The organism is Streptomyces sp. NPDC002057 (assembly GCF_040296665.1).
In the GTDB taxonomy this organism is placed as follows: Bacteria; Actinomycetota; Actinomycetes; order Streptomycetales; family Streptomycetaceae; genus Streptomyces.
The window spans coordinates 67,131-89,285 of sequence record NZ_JBEOXR010000012.1 but is presented as its reverse complement, the minus strand read 5'-3'; the positions used below and the strand labels follow the sequence as shown (position 1 = coordinate 89,285).

Sequence of the window (22,155 nt, the reverse complement as noted above, 5' to 3'; positions counted from 1 at the left end):
CCTGCGGGAACCGTCCGCACCCCGGCCTGCCCCCGGGGGAAAACCCCACCCCTCCGGTGGTGTTGGCCGCTCGTCCACCCCCTACCCCGGTATGGGTCGGGAGTTGGCCCCCCGGTGTGACGTGCCGTCACCCGTCGTCTTCCTACCTTCCTCTCGCCAGCGAACGAGCGAGTACCGGAGAGGGAGGGCGACCCCATGCGCCGCATTTCGAGGACCCTGATCACCGCGGCCCTGGTGACCGCCGTGGTCGGCGGGACGGCCGGCTGGGCGTCCGGGAACAGCCAGGAGGCCGTGACCGGCGCGCCGGCGGGGACGGCGGCCTGGCGGGCGGCGGGGCTGCCGGACCCGGAGCGGATGGACCCGGCCGGGGTGGCGCGGTTCTTCGCCGGGCTGAGCCCCGTACGGCAGCGGGAGCTGGCCCGGACGCACCCGACGGTGGTCGGGAACCTCGACGGGGCGCCCCTGGAGCTGCGGTACGAGGCCAACGCCCGCTCCACGCGGGGGGCGTTCGGCGGGGCGCGGGTCCTCGCCCACGACGCGCGCGGCCGGGGGCAGGTGGCCCTGGTGTTCGGGGACCTGGCGCGGGCCGAGCACGTGGCGGTGATCGTGCCCGGCTCCGACGTCGACGCGGACCACGTCCGGCCGCTGGCGGACATGGCGACCGAGCTGCGCCGGGCGACCGGGGGGCGTACGGCGGTCGTCGCCTGGGCCGGGTACACGACCCCCGTCGGCGTCGGCCTCGACGCGGCCACCGGCCGTCTCGCCGAGGCCGGGGCCGACCGGCTCACCCGGTTCACGGACGGCCTCTCGGCGGTCGGGGCGGCCGAGCCGTCCGTGTTCTGCCACAGCTACGGCTCCGTGGTCTGCGGCCTCGCCGCCCACGGCCTGAAGGCCAAGGACCTGGTCGTCCTCGGCTCCCCCGGGATGCGCGCCGAGCACGTGAACGAGCTCGGCACCTCCGCCCGCGTCTGGGCGGCGAAGGATCCCACCGACTGGATCGACCGGATCCCCAACGTCGAGTTCGCGGGCCTCGGGCACGGCGCCGACCCGACCGACCCGGCCTTCGGGGCCCGTCGGGTCCCGGCCGAGGACGCCGCCGGCCACGGCGGCTACTTCGCGCCCGGCACCGCCTCCCTCCGCGCGTTCGCCGCGATCGCCGAGGGGGACGTCCGATGAGCACGCTGACGACGATGGCCCGGAGGATCGATTCCGGCACCCCGGCCCACCGCGACCGGGCGATCGACGGGCTGCGCGCCCTGGCCCTGCTCGCCGTGCCGACGGGGCACTGGCTGCTCGGGGGGTTCACGCTCTCCTCCGACGGGGCGATCCACAACGCGAGCCCGCTGGGCACGTTCGCGGGTCTCGCCCCGGTCAGCTGGGTCCTCCAGATGCTGGGGATCTTCTTCCTGGTCGGCGGCTACGCCTCGGTCCTGTCGTACCGGGGCCGCAAGGGCTCCGCGGGCGAGTGGCTCAAGAGCCGCCTCGCCCGGCTCGGCCGCCCGGTCCTCGGGGTGACCGCCGTGTGGGCGGCGCTGCTGCCGGTGCTGCACTTCGGGGTCGGGGTGCCGGTGGACACCCTGCGGACGGCGTCCACGCTGGTGATCCAGCCGCTCTGGTTCGTCGGGGTGTACACGGTGGTCACCGCCCTCACCCCGCTGTGCGTGCGGGCGGCGCGGCGGCTCGGGGTCTGGGCGGCGGCTCCGCTGCTCGGCTCGGTCGCCGTCGTCGACCTCCTGCGGTACGGGCCGTACGCCGACGCCGTGCCGTCCTGGCTGAGCCTCCTGAACATCCTGCCCGGCTGGCTGTTCGCGTACCAGCTCGGCGTCTCCTGGGGCGAGGGCCGGGTCACCCGGAGGCACGCCTGGGCGCTGCTGCTGGGCGGGGCCGCGCTCTTCGCCGCCCTGCTGCTGGCCTTCGGGTACCCGGCGTCGATGGTCGGCGTCCCCGGCGAGGCACGCACCAACTCCCACCCGCCGTCCCTGCTCGTCCTCGCCCTCGCCGCCGCGCAGGGCGGAGCGGCGATCCTGCTCCGGGACCGGCTCGGGAGGCTCCTGAGGCGGCCCGCGGTCTGGGCACCGGTCGTGGTCGTGAACCTGTCGGCGATGACGATCCTCTGCTGGCACCAGACGGCGATGCTCACGGCCGCGATCCCCGCCTCGTACCTCGGGGAGGTCCCGGGCCTCGTCGGCGCGCCGGACTCGGTCGGCTGGATCCTGGCCCGGCTGGCCTGGATGCCGGTCTTCGCCGGGCTGCTCGTCCTGATCGGCCGGTACGCCCGGGGCTTCGAGTCGCCGTGGACGCGGAGCGGCCCGGCCCGCCGCACCCTCGCGGGAGTGCTCGCCGCGGGGTTCGCGGTCTTCGCCCTGGGGCTGGCGTGACGCCCCGGGGGCGAACGGTCCCCCGGGGCCCGGGGTGCGGCGTACGGCGTCCCGCCTCAGACCTCCCGCGCCGCGGACGTCGAGCTCATGTCCGGGTAGCGGTCGCCCGCCACCCGGCCGGCGATCGGCTCCAGCGCGGCGAGTTCGTCCGCGGTGAGGACGATGCGGGTGGCGGCCGCGTTCTCCTGGAGGCGGGCGCGCTTGCGGGTGCCGGGGATCGGGACGACCGTCAGGCCGTGGACGGAGGCCCGCTGCTGGACCCAGGCGAGGGCGATCTGCGCCGGGGTCGCCCCGTGGGCGGCGGCGATCTTGCGGACCGGGTCGAGGAGGGCCGCGTTCCGTTCGGCGTTCTCGCCGGTGAAGCGGGGCTGGTGGCGGCGGAAGTCGCCGCCCGACAGGTCCTTGGCGGCGTCCGCGAACGACCCGGTCAGGAAGCCCCGGCCGAGCGGCGAGTACGGCACGAAGGTGACGCCGAGCTCGGCGGCGACGCCGACGGCGCTGCGCTCGACGTCCCGGGAGAAGAGCGACCACTCCGACTGGAGGGCGGCGATCGGGTGGACGGCGTGGGCCTCGCGGAGTTCGGGCCCGGTGACCTCGCTGAGGCCCAGGTGGCGGACCTTGCCCTCCCGGACGAGCTCGGCCATCGCGCCGACGGACTCGGCGAACGGGACCTCCGGGTCGCGCCGGTGCATGTAGTAGAGGTCGATGGTCTCGATGCCGAGGCGGCGCAGGCTGTTCTCGACCGCGTGCCTGATGTATGCGGGGTCGTTGCGGACGGCCCGGTAGGCGGGGTCGTCGGCGCGCCGCTCGATGGCGAACTTGGTGGCGAGGGTGACCTCGTCGCGGTGGGCGGCGAGAAAGGGGGCGAGGAACTCCTCGTTGGCGCCGTTGCCGTAGATGTCGGCGGTGTCGACGAGGGTGACGCCGGCCTCCAGGGCCGCTTCGAGGGTGTCGCGGGCGGCGGCCTCGTCGGTGTCCCCGTAGAACTCGCTGATGCCCATGGAGCCGAAGCCCTGGACGCCGATCTCCGGTCCGTCCTGGCCGCCGAGACGTACCGTGTCGATCCTGTTCGCGCTGGTCATGAAGGTGCTCCTCCGCATGCGGTCCCGTAGTGGCTGATCTTGATGTCGAGCACGGCGAGCGTGTCCTGGAGTTCGGTGATCCGGGAGAGGACGTCCCGCCGGGTCGCCTCCAGGAGCTCGCGCCGTTCGTCGCGGGTGTGATCGCCCTCGCGCACCAGCTCGGCGTACCGGACCATGTCGGCGACCGGCATGCCGGTGAGCCGCAGCTTGCCGACGAACGCGAGCCAGTTCAGGTCCCGGTCGGTGAAGCGCCGCTGGCCGGTGTGGGAGCGGTCGACGTGCGGCATGAGGCCGATCCGTTCGTACCAGCGCAGGGTGTGCGCCGAAAGGCCGGTCAGGGCGGCCACCTCGCTGATGGTGTGGTGCGCCCGGGTACCGCTCGTGCTCGCGATCACGCTCATACCCCCACGCTAAAACGTTGGAGTGCACTCGAAGCAAGTAGGGCAAGTAGGCTCGGCCCCATGGAGAGCAGCGTGCCGAGCCTGGCGTCGATCGAGAACTGGCCCGTCCCCACCGCGGCCGCCGCCGTGGTCCGCGCGGACGGCACCCTGGCCGGGGTCCACGGCCCCACCGGGCGGCGTTTCCCCCTCGCCTCGGTCACCAAGCCGCTCGCCGCGTACGCCGTCCTCGTCGCGTACGAGGAGGGGGCGATCGAGCTCGACGAGCCGGCCGGGCCGGAGGGGGCGACCGTGCGCCACCTCCTCGCCCACACCTCGGGGCTCGCCTTCGACGAGAACCGGGTCATGGCCGCGCCCGGCACCCGCCGGATCTACTCCAACACCGGTTTCGAGGCGCTCGGCGACCATGTCGCCAAGGCGACCGACATCCCCTTCGCCGACTACCTCCACCAGGCGGTCCTGGAGCCGCTCGGCATGACGTCGACGACGCTGGAGGGCTCGCCCGCCAAGGACGGCGTGTCGAGCGTGGACGACCTGGTGCGCTTCGCCGCCGAGGTGCAGGCGCCCCGGCTGCTCGACCCGCGGACCGTCCTGGACGCGATGACCGTGGCCTACCCCGGTCTGACCGGCATCCTGCCCGGATACGGGCACCAGCGGCCGAACGACTGGGGCCTCGGCTTCGAGATCCGTGACGGCAAGGCCCCGCACTGGACCGGCGCGGCCTCCTCGCCGCGCACCTTCGGTCACTTCGGGCAGTCCGGCACGTTCCTGTGGATCGACCCGGACGCGCGGGCCGCGTGCGTGGCGCTCACCGACCGCCCCTTCGGGGCGTGGGCGGTCGAGGCCTGGCCGCCGTTCACCGACGCGGTCCTCGCGGACCTGCGGGCGCGCTGAGGCCCACCGGGGAAGCCCGGTCAGTCGTCGCAGCGGGCGGTGGGGAGCGTCCCGTCGGTGCCGCTGACGGAGACGTCGACCAGGCCGGCCGGGTCGGAGGCGTAGGCGGTCGTGCACACCAGCTGGCGGACGGCGGCCTCCGAGAGGCTCGTGACGGGGAACGGGGCCCGGAGCCGGAGCAGGCGGCGCGCCACCGGGGTCGCCCCGTCGGTCGGCACGATACGCGGCGCCCCGGCCCGCGGCAGCGCGGTGGTGATGCCGACGGCCGCCTCGTCGGCCCGGGGGCCGGCCAGGAGCATGGCGAGGACCTTGTCGGTGCCGGCCCCCGAACGGCGCAGGTCGTCGGCGGACACCTCGTAGTCCGGACCGAAGCCGTCGAAGGGGACCCCGTCGGCCCCCGAGCCGTCCGACGAGGTGGGCACCCCCTCGGGGCTCCGGGGGTCGCGGGCCACCGGCATCGACCGGCCGTCGGGGCCGAGGAAGTAGAGGACGATCCGGTCCTCCGGGATCGGCTGGACGATGACGGTCGCCGCCCCGCCCGCCTCGACGACGTCGGTCTCCTGGATGCCGCAGCCCGCCAGCGCCAGCAGGGCGAGCAGCGCGACGGCCGCCCGGCGGTTCACAGCGGCATCCGTACGGTGAAGACGGCCCCGCCCTCGGGGTGGTTGGCGGCCGTGACGGTGCCGCCGTGCAGCCGTACGTTCTCCAGGGTGATGGCGAGGCCGAGGCCGCTGCCCGCCGAGCGGGTACGGGCCCGGTCCGCCTTGTAGAAACGGTCGAAGACGTGCGGCAGGACGTCCGGGTGGATGCCCGGCCCCCGGTCGGCGACCTCCGTCACCAGCCGGTCCCCCTCCGCGTACAGCCGGACCGTCACCGGCGCCCCGCCGTGCCGGAGGGCGTTGCCGACGAGGTTGGCGACGACGACGTCGAAGCGGCGCGGGTCGAGGCGGGCCCTGATCCCCTCGGCGAGGTGCGGGACGACCTGCGCCGGGTCGGTCCAGTGCCGGTGCTGGAGGGTCTTGCGGACGCAGTCGGCGGCGTCGACCTCGTCGGTGTGGAGTTCGGCGGCGCGCGCGTCGAAGCGGGAGATCTCCATCAGGTCCTCGACGAGCACGGCGAGCTTCCCGGTCTCGGAACTGACCAGCCGGACGGCGCGGGCGGTGTCGCTGTCCAGGCTCCCGGCGTCCTCGTCGAGGACCTCGGTGACCGCGAGCATCCCGGCGAGCGGGGTACGGAGTTCGTGCGAGACGTCGGAGGCGAAGCGGCGGGCGCGGGCCTCGGCGTTGCGGAGCTCCGTGACGGAACGTTCCAGCTCGGCGGCGGACTCGTTGAACGTCCGGGCGAGATCGGCGAGTTCGTCGCTGCCCTTGGCGTGGATACGGGTGTCGAGCCGGCCGCGCCCCATGCTGTGGGCCGCGCGGCGCAGCTCCCGCACGGGCCGGAGCACGCCCCGCGCGGCGATCAGCGCGGGGATCAGGGCGATGGCGAGGGCGGGGAGGGCGCCGTCGCGGGCGGCCGCGACCATGGCCTCCACGTTCGCCTCCTCCGCGCCGAGGTCCATCACCGCGTAGAGCACCAGACCGGTGTGCTGGGGCGGCCCCTGGGCCGAGTGGGTCAGGAAGACGGCGGGGACCGCGATCGTGAGGTACGGGGTGCCGCCCTTGACGACCCGCTGGAAGCTGCCGTGCGGCACCGCCTCGGTGACGGCGCGGGCGCGCAGCTCCGGGGTGATGACGGAGGAGGTGGGCCGGTCGGTGGAGGAGACGCGGAGGGAGCCGTACTCGGCGTAGACGCGCCAGGGGCGCGGCTTGCCCTGGCGGGCGATCATCAGGAGCGAGGACCGCAGGGTGTCGGCGTCGACGGGCAGCGGGGTGTTGAGCGCCTCGACCTGCTCGCGGAAGGCGGAGACGGCGGTGTCCTGGGTCTGCTCCAGGATCGCGTTGCGGGCGGCCCGGTAGGTGAGGGCGGCGGTGGTGCCGCAGCCGACGGCGGCGACGAGCAGGAACGCGAGGACGAGGCGGGTGCGCAGGCCGAAGGGGTGGAGGCGCAGCCGGGGGCCGCGGGCCCTGCGGCCCCTCGCGCGCCCGGAGGCGCCCCGGTGACCGGTGTCCCTCGTGTCCCCGGTGTCCCTCGCCGCTCCCGTGTCCCCGGTGTCCGGCTCCGGGCTGACGCAGGCCTTCACAGCGGTCCGAAGCGGTAGCCGAAGCCCCGCAGCGTCTGGATGTAGCGCGGCTCGCCGGTGTCCTCGATCTTCGTCCGCAGCCGCCGGACACAGGCGTCGACCAGCCGGGCGTCCCCGTGGTAGCTGTGCTCCCAGACGTGTTCGAGGAGCTGCTGCCGGCTGAAGACCTGCTCGGGCGCGGCGGAGAGGTGGAGCAGCAGCTTCAGTTCGGAGGGGGCGAGGGCGACGCGCTCCCCCGCCTTGGCGACGGTGAGACCGGCCCGGTCGATCGCCAGCTCCCCGTGGAACTCGACGGCGCTCCGGCCGCCGCTCCCGGGCTCCTCGATACGGCGGAGCACGGCCCGGATCCGGGCCTCGATGACCTCCGTACGGGCGGGCTTGACGATGTAGTCGTCGGCGCCGGCCTCCAGGCCGATGACGACGTCGAAGTCGTCGCCGCGGGCGGTCAGCATGATGATGGGCAGCTGGCTGCTCTCGCGGACCCGGCGGCAGACCTGGACGCCGTTCATGCCGGGCAGCATCAGGTCGAGGAGCAGCAGGTCGGGCCGGAACTCCCCGAGCGCGTCGAGCCCCGCCTCGCCGGTGGGCGCGGTGCGCACCTCGTGACCGCGGCGCCGCAGCCCGAGTTCGACGCCCTCGCGGACGGAGGGGTCGTCTTCTATCAGGAGCACGCGGGGCATGTGTGGAGTATCCCAAGGTGGAGAGGGCGGAACCGGACCGGGGAGGACGTGAACGGCGCCCGGCGGAACACGGGCCCGGCGGCGGTCACGTCCGGCGGGTGAGGCGGCCCGAGGCGGAGGCGAGGAGGGTCTGGAGTTCGGTGAGCCGGAGGGGGCGCGACAGGATCGCGAAGACCGCGAGGATCGTCAGCGCGCCGGCCAGCCCCGCCGGTACCGCCCCGGCCGGGCCCGTGAGGTCGGTGACGAGGAGCGCGTACCCGGCGGCGGGCACGGCGGCGACGAGCAGCCGCAGGAGGGCGGGGACGGAGCCGCCGCCCGGGCCCCGGCCCAGCCTCCGCCGCAGGGCGTACGCCGTCAGCGCCCAGCCCACCCACAGCGCCAGCGAGTACCCGGCCGCCATGCCCGCGACGGCCCAGCGGGTCGGCAGGGAGTGGTACGCGGTGAAGGAGAGCGCCGCGTTGAGGCCCGCGGTCGCCAGGTTGAGCAGGAACGGGGTGCGGGTGTCCCGCAGGGCGTAGAAGGCGCGGCCGCACACGTACTGCCCGGAGAGGGCGACGAGACCGGGCGCGAAGGCGACGAGGATCCAGGACATCGTGCGGATGTCGTCGTCGCTGGTCGCCCCGTACCGGAAGACGACCGTCATCAGCGGTACGGCGAGCGCGAGGAGCGCGCAGGCCGCCGGGACGACCGCCGCCGAGCTGGTCCGCAGGGCGTACGAGACGTCCCGCCGGACCGCCGTGAGGTCGCCGTCGGCGGCGGCGCCGCTCATCCGGGGCAGCAGCGCGGTGACGAGGGAGACGGTGATGATGCCGTGCGGGACGGACCAGAGCAGATAGGCGTTGTTGTAGGCGGCGAGGCCGCCGCCGCTGACCGTGTCGCCCGCCGAGGTGGCGAGGAGGGTGGTCACCCAGTACGCGCCCTGGTTGGTGAGGACGAGCAGCACCAGCCAGCCGGCCGAGCGCAGCGGCTCGGCGAGGCCGCTGCCGCGCCAGTCGAACCGGGGCCGCCAGCGGAAGCGGGCGGCGCGCAGCGAGGGCACGAGGGCGAGGGCCTGGAGGGCGATGCCGGCGGTGGTGCCCCAGCCGAGGAGCGCGGTCTCGCCGGGGGTGAGCGTGCCGCCGTCACCGACCACGAGGAAGAGGGCGAAGACGGAGACGACGACCACGTTGTTGAGGACGGGGGTCCACATCATGGCGCCGAAGCGGCCCCGGGCGTTGAGGACCTGTCCGAGGAGCGTGAAGAGTCCGAGGAAGAGGATCTGCGGCAGGCACGCGCGCGCGAAGGCGATGGTCATCTCGCGCCGTTCGCCCGTGTAGTCGGTGTACGTGTCGACGATCTGGGGCGCGGCGAGGACGGCGACGGCGGTGAGCGCGGCGAGGGCGAGCGCGCAGAGGGTGAGGAGCCGGTCGGTGTAGGCGACGCCGCCGTCGGCGTGTTCCCTGGCGGCCTTGACGAGTTCGGGGACGAAGACGGCGTTGAGGGCGCCGCCGAGGAGCAGCGTGTAGATGATGGTGGGGACGGTGTTGCCGACCGCGTAGCCGTCGGCGACGTAGCCCGCGCCGAGCGCGGCGGCGACGACGGAGGCGCGGACGAAGCCGGTGGCGCGGGAGACGAGCGACCCGGCGGCCATGAGCGCGCCGCTGCGCAGCGCGGACGGCGCCTTCGCCCGGCGTCCGCCGGGGCGTTCCGCGGTGTCGGTGGTGCCGGCGGCGACCGTGGCCGTCATCGGCGGGCCAGGTACGCCTGGAACGCGCGGTACAGCGCGTGGTTGGTCGTCCCCTGCATCGGTGTCTCCCACTCCCCCAGCGTCTCGACGACCTGTCCGCCCGTGCCGAGCTTCCAGCGCAGGAGCCCGTGGGCGCGGTCGCCCGGATCGAGGGTGGAGGGTACCCCGCGCAGGTCGTAGACGGCGGCGCCGAGGGCGTGGGCGTCGAGCAGCATCCGCCACTGGAGGGCGTTGGAGGGGCGGACCTCGCGGCGGTGGTCGGCGGAGGCGCCGGTCTGGTACCAGACGCGTCCGCCCACCGTGACCATGGTGTGGGCGGCGAGGATCTCGCCCTCGTGGCGGGCGAGGTAGAGCTTCATGCGGCCGGGGTGCTCGGCGTTGAGGACGGCGTACTGGCGCTCGTAGTACGCGAGGGAGCGGCCGAGCCGGAACCCGTCGCGTTCCTCGGTGACGCGCAGGAGGCGGTAGAACTCGGGCAGGTCGGCGGCGGATCCGACGGTGATCTCGACACCGGATTTGCGGGCCTTGCGGACGTTGCGCCGCCATTCCTGGTTGAGGCCGGTCCACAGGTCGTCGGGGGTGCGCCCGGTGAGCGGCACCTGGAAGACGTGCCGGGGCTGTGCGTCGGCCCCGTCCTCCGACTCGCCGCCGCAGCGCCGCCAGCCGCGCGCCCGGAGCCGTTCGGCGACGGCGGTCCCGAGCGGGTCGACCTCGTCGGCGAGGATGTCGGAGAGACGGCGGCCCGGCCCCGAACCGGCCTTGACGGTCGCGGCGTTCCACCGCCGGTAGGCGGGACCGGGCCCCATCCGGACGGCGAAGGCGCCGGAGGCGCGCAGATGTCCGAGGAGGGGGCCGAGCCAGCCGTCGAGGTCGGGATCGGCCCAGTCGGCGACGGGTCCCTCGGGGAGGTAGGCGAAGTACTTCCGGGTGCCGGGGAAGGGCCGGAGCAGGACGAGCGCGACACCGGTCAGGCCGCCGGACTCCGGCCCCCACCCGACCAGTTGGTGGCACCAGCCGTCCTTGACCTGCGCCCAGGCGGGGACCTGGAGGAAGCTGGGCCCGTCCGCGCCGGTGCGGGAGGCGAGGAAGGCGCGGTAGACCTCCGGGGACACGGGACCGAGCCGCAGGGTGCGGCGCTCGGCGGGTGCGGCCGTCACGAGCAGGGCTGACACAACGAGAGCCTCCTGGTTCCGCCCCTCGGTGGTGGGGCGCACAGCAGGCTCACAGCCGAATTCGACGGTGCCGCGCGGCGTATGTGACGGGACGATGACCGTTCTGCCGCAGCCCCCGTCACATGGCCCTCACCGGGCCGCCGGGCGTCGGCGCCGTCCTAGAGTCCGGAACATCCCACCCGACTCCTCACCCCTGCGGAGGTCTTCCGTGCTGCGCATACGCACCCCTCGTCCCGTTCTCGCGGCGGTGGCGCTGAGCGTCTCCCTCACGGCCTGTTCGGCGCAGGCGGCGAGCGGCCCCGCGAAGGACGCGCCGTCGTCGAAGGCTCCGCCGGCGAAGGTCACGGTCGTGGACCCGGCGGCCGGCCGGCCCGTGACGGTGACCGCGTCCGGCGGGACGATATCCGCGGTGAAGGTCGCGGACGCGGACGGCGGTTCGCTCACCGGCCGCACGGGCGCGGGCGGCGCGCGCTGGGTCTCGGACCGCAAGGCGGCGCCCGGCTCGTCGTACACGGTGGAGGTGACGTCCCGCACCGCCGACGGCAGGGAGACGACGACCGAGTCCACCTTCACCACGCCCGAGGCCGACAAGGTCAACAAGGTCACCCTGGCCCCCGGCAAGAACACCACGGTCGGCATCGCCCACCCCCTCTCGATCGTCTTCGACCTGCCGGTGACGCGGAAGGCGGACGTGGAGAGGCAGCTCAAGGTCACCACGTCGAACGCGACCGAGGGTTCCTGGGGCTGGGTCAGGGACCACTCGGGCCGGGACCGGGCCGACTGGCGTCCCAAGGAGTACTGGAAGCCCGGCACGAAGGTCACCCTGGAGGCCGACCTCGACGGCACGGACTCGGGCGGCGGCTGGTTCGTACGGGACTACCGCACCGGCTTCACCGTCGGCGCCGCGCAGATCGTCAGGGTCGACCTGGACGCCCACCGGCTGACGGTGCGGCGGGACGGCCGCACGGTCCGCACGATCCCGGTCTCCGGCGGCACCCCGGGCGGCGACAAGCGGTCCTGGCGGGGCACCGCCGTGCTGATGGCGAAGGAGGGCACCATCAACATGAACTCGGAGACGGTCGGGCTCGGGGACGCGTACGACAAGGACGTGGACTACTCGATGCGGCTGACCTGGTCGGGGATGTACGCGCACGCCGCCCCGTGGAACGCCAAGTACTTCGGCAACGCCAACATGAGCTCCGGCTGCATCGGCATGAGCGACGAGAACGCCGCCTCCTTCTACGCCTCCGTGAACGTCGGCGACCCCTTCGAGATCACCGGCAGGGACACCAAGGGCACGGTCGCCGAGGGCAACGGCTACGGCGCGTGGAACCTGAGCTGGGAGCGGTGGAAGGCGAAGAGCGCCCTCGCCTGAAGGGCCGGTCCCGGCCCGTCCGGCCTCGCCGGCCCGTCGCGCCCGGGGTCCCTCAGCCCGCGCCCGGCCCCTTGCGCCGGTCCCCCATCTCCCAGATCAGGACCTCCGCGTCGGCCGTGGCCACCGCAGCGGGGCCCCCGCCGCTGCCGGTGAACCGGGCCGCGTCGCCGGGGCCCAGCTCCTCGGCCCCGCTCTCGTCCCCGAGGCGGACCGCGCCGCGTACGACATGGAGGTAGGCGAAGTCGGCGGCCGGTACGGGGACGCGCCCGCCCGCCGCCGGACGGTGCACCCGCAGCCGCGCGTCCGCAGCCGGGAGGTCGTACGGGACGCCGTCCCCGATCCCGCGCACCACCTCGTACGAGGGCTCCCCGCCCGGCGACAGCGGCGCCAGCCACATCTGCACGAAGGTCAGGGGCCCGGCGGCGTCGTTGCGCTCGACGTGGCGGACGCCCCCGGCCGAGCTGAGCCGCTGGACGTCGCCCGCCCGGACGACGGTGGTGTGACCGGCCGTGTCGTGGTGGGTGAGCTCGCCCTCGACGACCCAGGTCACGATCTCGGTGTGGCTGTGCGGATGCTCCTCGAAGCCCGCGCCGGGCGCCAGCCGCTCCTCGTTGCAGGCGAGCAGGGCGCCGAAGCGGAGGTTGTCGGGGTCGTAGTGCGCCCCGAAGGACAGGGCGTGCCGGGTCTCGATCCCGGCCGCCGGGTCACCCCCGGGGTACCGCTCCCCCGCGCGCTGGATGCGTATCACCCTCCCTACGGTAGTGCGGCCTCCCGGGACGGACCGGCGGCCCCCGCCGCCCCGGCGTCCCGGCCGCGGCCCGTGCCCCCGCCGCCCCCGGCCCGCGCCGCGGCCCGCGCCCCCGCCGGAGGCGAACCCGCCCCGACCCCGCACGCCGCCGTCCCGATAAGGCAGTCTTGTCCACGTGCCAGAACCCACGAACGCCCCTCACCCGCACGCCGCGACCCTGAAGCGCCTCGAACAGTCCTCCGGGCGGCTCGCCGCCAACGCCATTGCCCGCATGGACGAGACGCTGCCGTGGTACCGGGCGATGCCGCCCGAGAACCGGTCGTGGATCGGTCTGGTCGCCCAGGCCGGGATCGCCGCGTTCACCGAGTGGTTCCGGCACCCGGAGACCCCGCAGGCCATCTCCACCGACGTCTTCGGCACGGCGCCCCGCGAGCTGACCCGCGCGATCACCCTGCGCCAGACCGTCGAGATGGTGCGCACCACCATCGAGGTCATGGAGACGGCCATCGAGGAGGTCGCCGCCCCCGGCGACGAGTCGATCCTCCGCGAGGCGCTCCTCGTCTACGCCCGGGAGATCGCCTTCGCGACCGCCCAGGTGTACGCGCAGGCCGCCGAGGCCCGGGGCGCCTGGGACGCCCGCCTGGAGTCGCTCGTGGTGAACGCGGTGCTCTCCGGCGAGGCCGACGAGGGCGCCGTCTCGCGCGCGGCCGCCCTCGGCTGGAACTCCCCGGACCACGTGTGCGTGATCCTCGGTACGGCCCCCGACGGCGACAGCGAGCTGACGGTGGAGGCGATCCGCCGGGCGGCGCGCCACGCCAAGCTCCAGGTGCTCACCGGTGTCCTCGGCGACCGCCTGGTGGTGATCGCCGGCGGCAACGACAACCCGCTGGCCGTGGCGAAGGCCCTGATCGGCCCGTACGCCGCCGGCCCCGTCGTCGCGGGCCCCGTCGTCCCCGACCTGCTCGCCGCGACCCGCTCCGCGCAGGCGGCGGCCGCGGGCCTGAAGGCGTGCTCGGCCTGGCAGGACGCGCCCCGCCCCGTCCTCGCGGACGATCTCCTGCCGGAGCGCGCCATCGCCTCCGACCCGTCGGCGCGCGAGCAGTTGGTGGAGGAGATCTACAGACCGCTGGAAGAAGCGGGCTCGGCGCTGCTGGAAACTCTCAGTGTCTATCTGGAGCAGGCCAGCAGCCTGGAAGGCGCGGCCCGGATGCTCTTTGTCCACCCGAACACCGTGCGCTACCGGCTTCGACGTGTGACCGACGTCACCGGCTGGTCACCCTCCGATGTCCGCTCCGCGTTCACGCTGCGGATCGCACTCATCCTGGGACGCTTGGCCGACGGAGATCAGCAGTCCTAGACTTTTGTCGAACACCAACAATTCCCCCGACGGTTCTTCGTCCCTGTCCCCACGGGCGCTCGAAGCCGTCCCCAAGAGAGAGTGTGAGGGTGCTCGTACTCGTCGCTCCCGGCCAAGGCGCCCAGACGCCCGGCTTCCTGACCCCCTGGCTCGAACTCCCCGGCGCCGCCGACCGCATCGCGGCCTGGTCCGACGCCATCGGGCTCGACCTCGCCCACTACGGCACGAAGGCCGACGCGGACGAGATCCGTGACACCGCCGTTGCGCAGCCGCTGCTCGTCGCCGCCGGACTGCTCTCCGCCGCCGCGCTCGGCACGGAGACGTCTGCCACCGCGGCGGGCACCCCCGGCGTCGTCGCCGGTCACAGCGTCGGCGAGTTCACCGCCGCCGCGTTCGCGGGCGTGCTCGACGACACCGCCGCGCTCCGTCTCGTACGGACCCGCGGGCTCGCGATGGCCGAGGCCGCCGCGATCACCCCGACCGGCATGTCGGCGCTGCTCGGCGGCGACCCCGAGACGACCGTCGCGCACCTGGAGAAGCTCGGCCTGACCCCGGCCAACGTGAACGGGGCCGGCCAGATCGTGGCCGCCGGCACCCTGGAGCAGCTGGCCGCCCTGGAGGCGGACAAGCCCGAGGGCGTCCGCCGGGTCGTCGCGCTCAAGGTCGCCGGCGCCTTCCACACGCACCACATGGCCCCGGCCGTGGCGACGCTGGAGCAGGCGGCGAAGGAGCTGTCCCCCGCCGCCCCGGCCACCCGCTACGTCTCCAACAAGGACGGGCAGGTCGTCACCGACGGCGCCGAGGTCGTGGCCCGTCTCGTCGGCCAGGTCGCGAACCCGGTCCGCTGGGACCTGTGCATGGAGACCTTCCAGGCGCTCGGCGCGACCGCGCTGATCGAGGTGTGCCCCGGCGGCACCCTGACCGGCCTCGCCAAGCGCGCCCTGCCGGGCGTGGCCACGGTCGCCCTGAAGACTCCCGACGACCTGGACGCGGCCCGTACGCTCATCGCTGAGCACGCGGCCGTCTGACAAGGAGTGTCGAGAAGCATGTCGAAGATCAAGCCCAGCAAGGGCGCCCCGTACGCACGGATCCTCGGTGTCGGCGGTTACCGCCCCACCCGGGTCGTGCCGAACGAGGTGATCCTCGAGACGATCGACTCGTCCGACGAGTGGATCCGCTCGCGCTCCGGTATCGCGACCCGGCACTGGGCCTCGCCGGAGGAGACCGTCGCCGCCATGTCGGTGGAGGCCTCGGGCAAGGCCATCGCCGACGCCGGGATCAACCCCGAGCAGATCGGTGCCGTGATCGTCTCCACGGTCTCGCACTTCAAGCAGACCCCGGCCGTGGCCACCGAGATCGCCGACCGGATCGGCGCCGGGAAGCCGGCCGCGTTCGACATCTCCGCCGGCTGCGCGGGCTTCGGCTACGGCCTGACCCTCGCCAAGGGCATGATCGTCGAGGGGTCCGCGGAGTACGTCCTCGTCATCGGCGTGGAGCGGCTCAGCGACCTGACGGATCTGGAGGACCGCGCGACGGCCTTCCTGTTCGGCGACGGCGCCGGCGCCGTGGTCGTCGGCCCCTCGGACGAGCCGCACATCGGCCCCACCGTCTGGGGTTCCGAGGGCGACAAGTCCGAGACCATCAAGCAGACCGTGCCGTGGAACGAGTTCTCCGTCGGTGACGTCTCGAAGCTGCCGCTCGACAGGAACGGCGAGATCAAGTTCCCCGCCATCACGCAGGAGGGCCAGGCGGTCTTCCGCTGGGCCGTCTTCGAGATGGCGAAGGTCGCGCAGCAGGCCCTGGACGCCGCCGGCATCTCGGCGGACGACCTGGACGTCTTCATCCCGCACCAGGCCAACATGCGGATCATCGACTCGATGGTGAAGACGCTCAAGCTGCCGGAGCACGTCACGGTCGCCCGGGACGTCGAGACCACCGGCAACACGTCGGCGGCCTCGATTCCGCTCGCCATGGAGCGACTCCTGGCGACCGGCAAGGCGAAGAGCGGCGACACGGCGCTCATCATCGGCTTCGGGGCGGGTCTCGTCTTCGCCGCGACGGTCGTTACCCTCCCCTAGGCACTCCGGTTCTTCCGGAAGCCCTCACCCAAGCAATCACAAGAAGGAGCGCCACCATGGCCGCCACCCAGGACCAGATCGTCGAAGGCCTCGCCGAGATCGTCAACGAGATCGCCGGCATCCCGGTCGAGGACGTCGAGCTGGGCAAGTCGTTCACGGACGACCTGGACGTCGACTCGCTCTCCATGGTCGAGGTCGTCGTCGCCGCCGAAGAGCGCTTCGACGTCAAGATCCCCGACGAGGACGTCAAGAACCTCAAGACGGTCGGCGACGCTGCCGACTACATCCTGAAGCACCAGGCCTGATTCGGCCCTCGCTGACTCGGTCCGCCACCCGGCGGTGGCGCCGTATTCCGACCATCACACACATGGAGAACGAATTCCTGTGAGCTCGACCAATCGCACCGTGGTCGTCACCGGTATCGGCGCAACCACACCGCTGGGTGGCAACTCCGCGTCGACCTGGGAAGGTCTTCTCGCGGGGCGCTCCGGCGTCAGGCCCCTGGAGGGCGAGCGCTTCGCCGAACTGCCCGTCCAGATCGCCGCGACGGCCGCCGTCGACCCCGGCGACGTCCTGCCCCGTCCGCTCGCCCGCAAGCTGGACCGCTCGGCGCAGTTCGCGCTGATCGCGGCCCGTGAGGCGTGGGCCGACGCGGGGTACACCGCCCCGGCGGGCGAGGACGACAAGATCGTCCCCGAGCGGCTCGGTTCCGTCATCGCCTCCGGCATCGGCGGTGTCACCACGCTGCTCGACCAGTACGACGTGCTGAAGGAGAAGGGCGTTCGCCGCGTCTCCCCGCACACCGTGCCCATGCTCATGCCGAACAGCCCCTCCGCCAACGTGGGTCTGGAGGTGAACGCCCGGGCGGGCGTCCACACCCCGGTCTCCGCGTGCGCGTCGGGCGCCGAGGCGATCGGCTACGCCGTCGAGATGATCCGTACCGGCCGTGCCGACGTGGTCGTCGCCGGCGGTACCGAGGCCGCGATCCACCCGCTGCCGATCGCCGCCTTCGCCAACATGATGGCGATGTCCAAGAGCAACGACGAGCCGACGAAGGCCTCGCGTCCCTACGACACCGGCCGCGACGGCTTCGTGCTCGGCGAGGGCGCGGGCGTCGTGATCCTGGAGTCCGAGGAGCACGCGAAGGCGCGCGGCGCGCGCGTCTACTGCGAGGTCCTCGGCCAGGGCCTGTCGGCCGACAGCCACCACATCGCGCAGCCCGAGCCGACCGGCCGGGGCATCGCCGCCGCGATGCAGAACCTGCTGGACTCGACGGACCTCAAGCCGTCCGAGGTCGTCCACCTCAACGCGCACGCCACGTCGACGCCGCAGGGCGACGTCGCCGAGATCAAGGCGCTGCGCAAGGTCCTGGGCGACGACCTGGACCACGTCGCGATCTCCGCGACGAAGTCGATGACCGGCCACCTCCTGGGCGGCGCGGGCGGCATCGAGACGGTCGCGACGGTCCTGGCGCTCCACCACCGCCTGGCCCCGCCGACGATCAACATCGACGAGCTGGACCCGGACGTCGACGCGGACATCGTCCGCGACGAGCCCCGCGAGCTCCCGCAGGGCACGATCGCCGCGATCAACAACAGCTTCGGCTTCGGCGGGCACAACGTGGTGCTGGCGTTCCGCACGGTGTGACGCCACGCGTGACATGACGGAGGCCCACCCCCGGCTCGGGGGTGGGCCTCCGTCGTGTCCGGCCGGACGGGTCGAGGCGGGCTCCCGCGCCCTCCGGGCGTCCGTGACGGAGCGCGCGGCGGCCCGGGCGGCCCGGGTGTGCCCGGGCGGCGTCCGCGGCGCCCGGTGAGGGGCCGTCAGACGACCTGGTGCAGCCAGCGGACGGGGGCGCCCTCACCCGCGTACCGGAAGGGCTCCAGTTCGTCGTCCCAGGGCTTGCCGAGGAGTCTGGCGATCTCGGCCTCCAGCTGGGTCTCGCCCTGCGCGGAGCGCGCGAGGGCGGCCCTCAGCCGGTCCTCGGGGACGAGGATGTCGCCGTGCATGCCGGTGACGGCGTGGAAGATGCCCAGGTCGGGGGTGGCGCTGTAGCGCTCGCCCTCGGCGGTGGGGCAGGGCTCCGCGGTCACCTCGAAGCGGAGCATCTGCCAGCCGCGCAGGGCGGAGGCGAGTTCGGAGGCGGTGCCGGTACGGCCCTGCCAGGAGAACTCGGCTCTCCAGGTGCCGGGGGACGCCGGCTGGCGGATCCAGTCGAGCTGGACCCTCGCACCGAGGACGCCCGCCACCGCCCATTCGACGTGCGGGCACAGCGCGCGCGGTGCGGAGTGTACGTACAGGACTCCACGTGTCGTCACCGGGACCTCCAGTGTGGGACGAGGTTCGCCTTTCCCAGTGGCTCAGTAAACAGCATCAGGAACAGAACATGGCAAACCCTCAAAAAGGGGACAGCATGTGACGTGATGTAATTTACCGGAGCCGGTCGGCAAAGGCGCCTCTGGTTCGACGGGGGAAAAGCTACCGTGCCGCACCGTCATCGGTGTGACGTACGGTCGGTCCGGGGGCGGGTGAACACGAAGCATTCACCCGCCAGGACGCCGAAGGAGGGGCCGGGGATGCGCGGTCGACGCCGATTCCGTACCGCTGTCGCCACCGCGACGGCGGCTCTGCTGTGCGCGGGGGCGCTCTCCGGCTGCACGGCCGGGGAGCCGGAGACGAAGGCCTCCCCGACGGGACCCACCCCGGGGCCGGCCGCGAAGCCGACCCCGGAGGCGACGCCTTCGCCGGACTCCCTGTGGGACGTCTCGCCCTCCTCCGTCGCCGCCGTCGGCGACTCCGTCACCCGCGCCTTCGACGCCTGCGCGGTCCTGGCGGACTGCCCCGAGGTGTCCTGGGCGACCGGCACCGACACCGCCGTGAACAGCCTGGCGCTGCGGCTCCTGGGCCCGGAGAAGGTCGCCACCCGCAGCTGGAACCTGGCCCGGACCGGGGCGCGGATGGTGGAGCTTCCGGAGCAGATGGCCGGTGCGGCGGCCGAGCGGCCCGAGCTGGTGACGGTGATGATGGGCGCGAACGACGCCTGCCGGCCCACCCCGGCGCTGATGACGCCGGTGGAGGACTTCCGCACGTCCTTCGAGACGGCGCTCGCCCGGCTGCGGAAGGGCGCCCCCGAGGCGCAGGTCTACGTGGCGAGCGTGCCGGACCTGATGCACCTGTGGTCGACCGGGCGGGTCAGCCCGGCGGGCCTGCGGGCGTGGCGGCTGGGGATCTGCGGCGCGATGCTGGCGGACGCCGAGGACCTGAGCGCGGCCGCGGACCGGCGGCGCGCCGAGGTGCGGGGCCGGGTGGTGGCGTACAACCGGGTGCTCTCGGAGGTGTGCGCGAAGGACGAGCGCTGCCGGTACGACGACGGGGCGGTCTTCGGTTTCCGCTTCGACGGCGGGCAGTTGAGCCCCTGGGACTGGTTCCATCCGAGCCGGGACGGACAGGCGCGGCTCGCGGAGCTTGCGTACCGGCGGATCACGAAGGAGTGAAAGGACCCCGGGGCGGTTGTCAGGTGCCGCCCCGGGGCCGGTCATGAGGGTCCCCGCACTCAGATGTCGAGGGTGGCCGTCAGTCGGGCGTCCGCGAGGGAGTGGGCGGCCAGGACCTCGTAGCCGCCGGGGACGAGGGTCCAGTCGTCCTTCTCCTCGTCCCAGATCTCGAAGGCGCGGCGGGGCAGCGGGATCACGGCCTGGACGGTCTCGCCGGGGGCCGCCTCGACGCTCGCGAAGCCGGCCAGCCAGCGGGCCGGCCGCTCCCCGTCGGCGGACGCCGGGGCCAGGTAGATCTGCACGACCTCGCGGCCCGGCCGGTCGCCGGTGTTGGTGAGCCGGACGACGGCGGTGTCGGGACCGGCCGTCAGGGACTCGTACGCCCAGGTCGTGTAGCCGAGTCCGTGGCCGAAGGCGTACGCGGGGACGGCGCCGGCCCGGTCCCAGGCGCGGTAGCCGATGAAGACGCCCTCGGCGTAGTCGAGTACGCCGTCGGTGGGCGTGACCTCGGTGACGGGGACGTCGGCGAGGGCGGCGGGCCAGGTGGTGGGGAGCCGCCCGCCCGGCTCCTCGGCGCCGGTGAGGACGTCGGCGAGGGCGGCGCCGCCCTCCTGGCCGGGGAACCAGCCGAGCAGGATCGCGGCCACCTCCTCGCGCCAGGGCAGTTCGACCGGGGAGCCGGCGTTGACGACGACGACGGTGTTCGGGTTGACGGCGGCCACGGCCCGGACGAGGTCGTCCTGGCGGCCCGGGAGGGCGAGGTCCTTGCGGTCGAAGCCCTCGGACTCGACGCGTTCGGTGGTGGCGACGACCACGACGGCGGTGTCGGCGGCGCGGGCGGCCTCGACGGCTTCGGCGATCAGTTCGTCGGGGTCACGGCGGGGACCGAGGTGGACGAAGGAGAACATGACGGCCGGCAGCGGGGCCGCGAACTCCTTGTCCAGGGTGTGGAGCAGGGAGACCTCGACGGTCTCGCCGGCGGTGAGCGCGACCTTGGCGCGCTCGACCGGGGAGCCGAAGAAGGCCTCGAAGGGGTCCGTCTCGGGGCCCATGGCCTGGACGCCGTCGAAGACGGTCTCGCCGCCGACGGTGAGGGTGTAGGCGCCGAGACCGCGGGTGCCGAAGGCGTGTTCGCCGGACTCGCGGGGGGTGAAGGTGCCGACGACCTCGATGGAGGCGAGGGCCTCGTGGGTGACGCCGTCCGGGAGGTCGTCGCCGATCCACTGGACCTGCCCGTTGGGCAGGGAGCCTTCGCCGAGGAGCCGTCCCCCGGCGTCGCGGCAGCGGGCGCGGAGGGTGAACCCCGGCGAGACGGAGCCCGCGGGGACGAGTTCCTCGCTGGGGTCGGCGCCGATGCGGAAGGTGGGCGCGCCCCCTCCGGGCGCGGCGGCGAGGGCGGCGGTGAGTCCGTCGAGCGGGGAGACGACGTGCTCGGGGAAGACCTGGGCGGAGCCGCCGCCGAGGACGCGGGCATCGCGGGCGGCGGCGCCGGAGACCGCGACGGTGCCGTTCGCGGCGAGCGGCAGCGCGCCGTTCTCGTTCCGGACGAGGACGAAGCCGCGGTGGGCGATCTCGCGGGCGAGGGCGTCGCCGTCGATCGTGGCCGGGGGCTCGGTGACGACGGGCGGGGCGCCTTCGAGGGCGCCGACACGGGCGGCGAGCCGCAGGACGTTGCGGACGGCGGCGTCGACGGTGGACTCCTCGACCTCGCCGGCGCGGACGGCGGCGGCGAGCGCCTCGCCGTAGACGGTCACCGGTCCGGGCATGGCGATGTCCATGCCGCCCTCGATGTCCCCGGTGGTGGAGCGGGCGGCCATCCAGTCCGAGACGTTGACGCCGTCGAAGCCCCACTCGCCGCGCAGGACCTCGTTGACGAGGTGGTGGTGCTCGGTCATGGTCACGCCGTTGACCTGGTTGTAGGCGGTCATGATGCCCCAGGGGCGGGCGTTCCTGACGATGGCCTCGAAGGGGGCGAGGTAGAGCTCGCGGAGCGGGCGCGGGGCGATCGCGTTGTCGACGGTGAAGCGGTCGGTCTCGGCGTCGTTGGCGACGAAGTGCTTGACGGTGGTGCCGACGCCGCCGTCCTGGACGCCCTGGACGTAGCCGGTCGCGACGGCTCCGGTGAGGAGGGGGTCCTCGCTGTAGGCCTCGAAGTGGCGTCCGCCGAGCGGGGTGCGGTGCAGGTTGACGGTGGGCGCGAGCAGGACGTGGACGCCCTTGCGGCGGGCCTCCTGGGCGAGGAGACGGCCGGCGCGGCGGGCGAGGGCGGGGTCCCAGGCTGCGGCGAGCGCGGTCGGGGACGGCAGGGCGACGGACGGGTCGTCGGCGGTCCAGCGGACACCGCGGACGCCGATGGGGCCGTCGGACATGACCAGGGACTTCAGACCGATCTCCGGCAGCTCGGGCAGGGACCACATGTCCTGGCCGGCGAGCAGCCGGGTCTTGGCGTCCAGGCCGAGCTTGCCGATGGCCGCCTCGACGACCGCTTCCCGTGCCGTGTCCGCACTGGTCTCCGTCATGGCCGTACCTCCTCGTTGACGTACTGATGACCCCGATGGGGCCATCGTGCACCTCCCTACCTGTAGATCGGT

The 22,155-nt window shown here is 73.8% G+C and carries 20 protein-coding genes; 10 read left to right on the top strand and 10 right to left on the bottom strand.

Going from position 1 to position 22,155, the window contains the following annotated elements; genetic code table 11:
- The first annotated feature begins 195 nt into the window (after window positions 1-195).
- Both ABT129_RS13110 and ABT129_RS13105 read left to right on the top strand, forming a co-directional pair.
- Window positions 196-1,176 (top strand): alpha/beta hydrolase, encoded by a 981-nt coding sequence (locus ABT129_RS13110; RefSeq protein ID WP_351900260.1) that lies wholly within the window; start codon window positions 196-198, stop codon window positions 1,174-1,176.
- Entirely contained in the window at window positions 1,173-2,378 is a 1,206-nt protein-coding gene (locus ABT129_RS13105; RefSeq protein ID WP_351900258.1) for an acyltransferase family protein, read from the top strand. The genes ABT129_RS13110 and ABT129_RS13105 overlap by 4 nt, the downstream gene beginning before the upstream one ends.
- A gap of 56 nt (window positions 2,379-2,434) precedes the next feature.
- Here ABT129_RS13105 and ABT129_RS13100 read toward each other — a convergent pair whose 3' ends face one another.
- Window positions 2,435-3,460: an aldo/keto reductase gene (locus ABT129_RS13100; RefSeq protein WP_351900256.1), complete on the bottom strand. Its 1,026-nt coding sequence runs from the start codon at window positions 3,458-3,460 to the stop codon at window positions 2,435-2,437.
- Window positions 3,457-3,861, bottom strand: coding sequence for a MerR family transcriptional regulator (locus ABT129_RS13095; RefSeq protein ID WP_351900254.1), 405 nt, complete (start codon window positions 3,859-3,861; stop codon window positions 3,457-3,459). Before ABT129_RS13095 ends, ABT129_RS13100 begins: the two co-directional genes overlap by 4 nt.
- A 60-nt stretch (window positions 3,862-3,921) precedes the next feature.
- Between ABT129_RS13095 and ABT129_RS13090 the strand changes: the two genes are divergently transcribed.
- A complete protein-coding gene (locus ABT129_RS13090) occupies window positions 3,922-4,752 on the top strand; it encodes a serine hydrolase domain-containing protein (RefSeq protein ID WP_351900253.1) in 831 nt (276 codons plus the stop codon).
- 20 nt (window positions 4,753-4,772) lie between these two features.
- Here the strand turns inward: ABT129_RS13090 and ABT129_RS13085 are convergent, their stop codons facing one another.
- From ABT129_RS13085 to ABT129_RS13065, 5 genes are all read right to left on the bottom strand, one after another.
- The gene (locus ABT129_RS13085; RefSeq protein ID WP_351900251.1) at window positions 4,773-5,375 is read right to left on the bottom strand and encodes a hypothetical protein; all 603 of its coding nucleotides are present in this window, start codon (window positions 5,373-5,375) and stop codon (window positions 4,773-4,775) included.
- Window positions 5,372-6,934, bottom strand: a complete 1,563-nt coding sequence (locus ABT129_RS13080) for an ATP-binding protein (RefSeq protein WP_502981741.1) — start codon at window positions 6,932-6,934, stop codon at window positions 5,372-5,374. Before ABT129_RS13080 ends, ABT129_RS13085 begins: the two co-directional genes overlap by 4 nt.
- Window positions 6,931-7,614 carry a response regulator gene (locus ABT129_RS13075; RefSeq protein WP_351900249.1) on the bottom strand — a complete coding sequence of 228 codons (684 nt, stop codon included), beginning with the start codon at window positions 7,612-7,614 and terminating at the stop codon, window positions 6,931-6,933. Before ABT129_RS13075 ends, ABT129_RS13080 begins: the two co-directional genes overlap by 4 nt.
- 85 nt (window positions 7,615-7,699) lie before the next feature.
- Entirely contained in the window at window positions 7,700-9,340 is a 1,641-nt protein-coding gene (gene murJ, locus ABT129_RS13070) for a murein biosynthesis integral membrane protein MurJ (RefSeq protein WP_351900247.1), read from the bottom strand.
- Window positions 9,337-10,512, bottom strand: a complete 1,176-nt coding sequence (locus ABT129_RS13065) for a lipid II:glycine glycyltransferase FemX (RefSeq protein WP_351900245.1) — start codon at window positions 10,510-10,512, stop codon at window positions 9,337-9,339. The genes murJ and ABT129_RS13065 overlap by 4 nt, the downstream gene beginning before the upstream one ends.
- 94 nt (window positions 10,513-10,606) lie before the next feature.
- On the opposite strand from ABT129_RS13065, the gene ABT129_RS13060 reads away from it, so the two are divergent.
- On the top strand, window positions 10,607-11,887 hold the full coding sequence (locus tag ABT129_RS13060) for a L,D-transpeptidase family protein (protein WP_502981740.1): 1,281 nt from the start codon (window positions 10,607-10,609) through the stop codon (window positions 11,885-11,887).
- Between the two features lie 52 nt (window positions 11,888-11,939).
- Here ABT129_RS13060 and ABT129_RS13055 read toward each other — a convergent pair whose 3' ends face one another.
- Window positions 11,940-12,635, bottom strand: a complete 696-nt coding sequence (locus ABT129_RS13055) for a pirin family protein (protein WP_351900241.1) — start codon at window positions 12,633-12,635, stop codon at window positions 11,940-11,942.
- Between the two features lie 175 nt (window positions 12,636-12,810).
- On the opposite strand from ABT129_RS13055, the gene ABT129_RS13050 reads away from it, so the two are divergent.
- The 5 genes from ABT129_RS13050 (at window position 12,811) to fabF (ending at window position 17,717) form a co-directional block, all read left to right on the top strand.
- Complete coding sequence (locus ABT129_RS13050; protein WP_351900239.1) at window positions 12,811-13,992, top strand: PucR family transcriptional regulator; 1,182 nt, start codon at window positions 12,811-12,813, stop codon at window positions 13,990-13,992.
- 89 nt (window positions 13,993-14,081) lie between these two features.
- Entirely contained in the window at window positions 14,082-15,020 is a 939-nt protein-coding gene (locus ABT129_RS13045) for an ACP S-malonyltransferase (protein WP_351900237.1), read from the top strand.
- Window positions 15,021-15,038: 18 nt separating this feature from the next.
- Window positions 15,039-16,070 carry a ketoacyl-ACP synthase III gene (locus tag ABT129_RS13040; protein WP_351900235.1) on the top strand — a complete coding sequence of 344 codons (1,032 nt, stop codon included), beginning with the start codon at window positions 15,039-15,041 and terminating at the stop codon, window positions 16,068-16,070.
- A gap of 56 nt (window positions 16,071-16,126) precedes the next feature.
- On the top strand, window positions 16,127-16,375 hold the full coding sequence (locus ABT129_RS13035; protein WP_030220891.1) for an acyl carrier protein: 249 nt from the start codon (window positions 16,127-16,129) through the stop codon (window positions 16,373-16,375).
- Between the two features lie 79 nt (window positions 16,376-16,454).
- A complete protein-coding gene (fabF, locus tag ABT129_RS13030; RefSeq protein ID WP_351900233.1) occupies window positions 16,455-17,717 on the top strand; it encodes a beta-ketoacyl-ACP synthase II in 1,263 nt (420 codons plus the stop codon).
- A 176-nt stretch (window positions 17,718-17,893) separates the two neighbouring features.
- On the opposite strand, the gene ABT129_RS13025 is transcribed toward fabF, so the two are convergent.
- On the bottom strand, window positions 17,894-18,388 hold the full coding sequence (locus tag ABT129_RS13025) for a DUF3145 domain-containing protein (RefSeq protein ID WP_030321864.1): 495 nt from the start codon (window positions 18,386-18,388) through the stop codon (window positions 17,894-17,896).
- 258 nt (window positions 18,389-18,646) lie between these two features.
- On the opposite strand from ABT129_RS13025, the gene ABT129_RS13020 reads away from it, so the two are divergent.
- Window positions 18,647-19,564, top strand: coding sequence for an SGNH/GDSL hydrolase family protein (locus ABT129_RS13020; protein WP_351900231.1), 918 nt, complete (start codon window positions 18,647-18,649; stop codon window positions 19,562-19,564).
- A 59-nt stretch (window positions 19,565-19,623) separates the two neighbouring features.
- Here the strand turns inward: ABT129_RS13020 and ABT129_RS13015 are convergent, their stop codons facing one another.
- Window positions 19,624-22,083 carry a beta-glucosidase gene (locus ABT129_RS13015; RefSeq protein WP_351900229.1) on the bottom strand — a complete coding sequence of 820 codons (2,460 nt, stop codon included), beginning with the start codon at window positions 22,081-22,083 and terminating at the stop codon, window positions 19,624-19,626.
- Window positions 22,084-22,155: the final 72 nt, after the last annotated feature.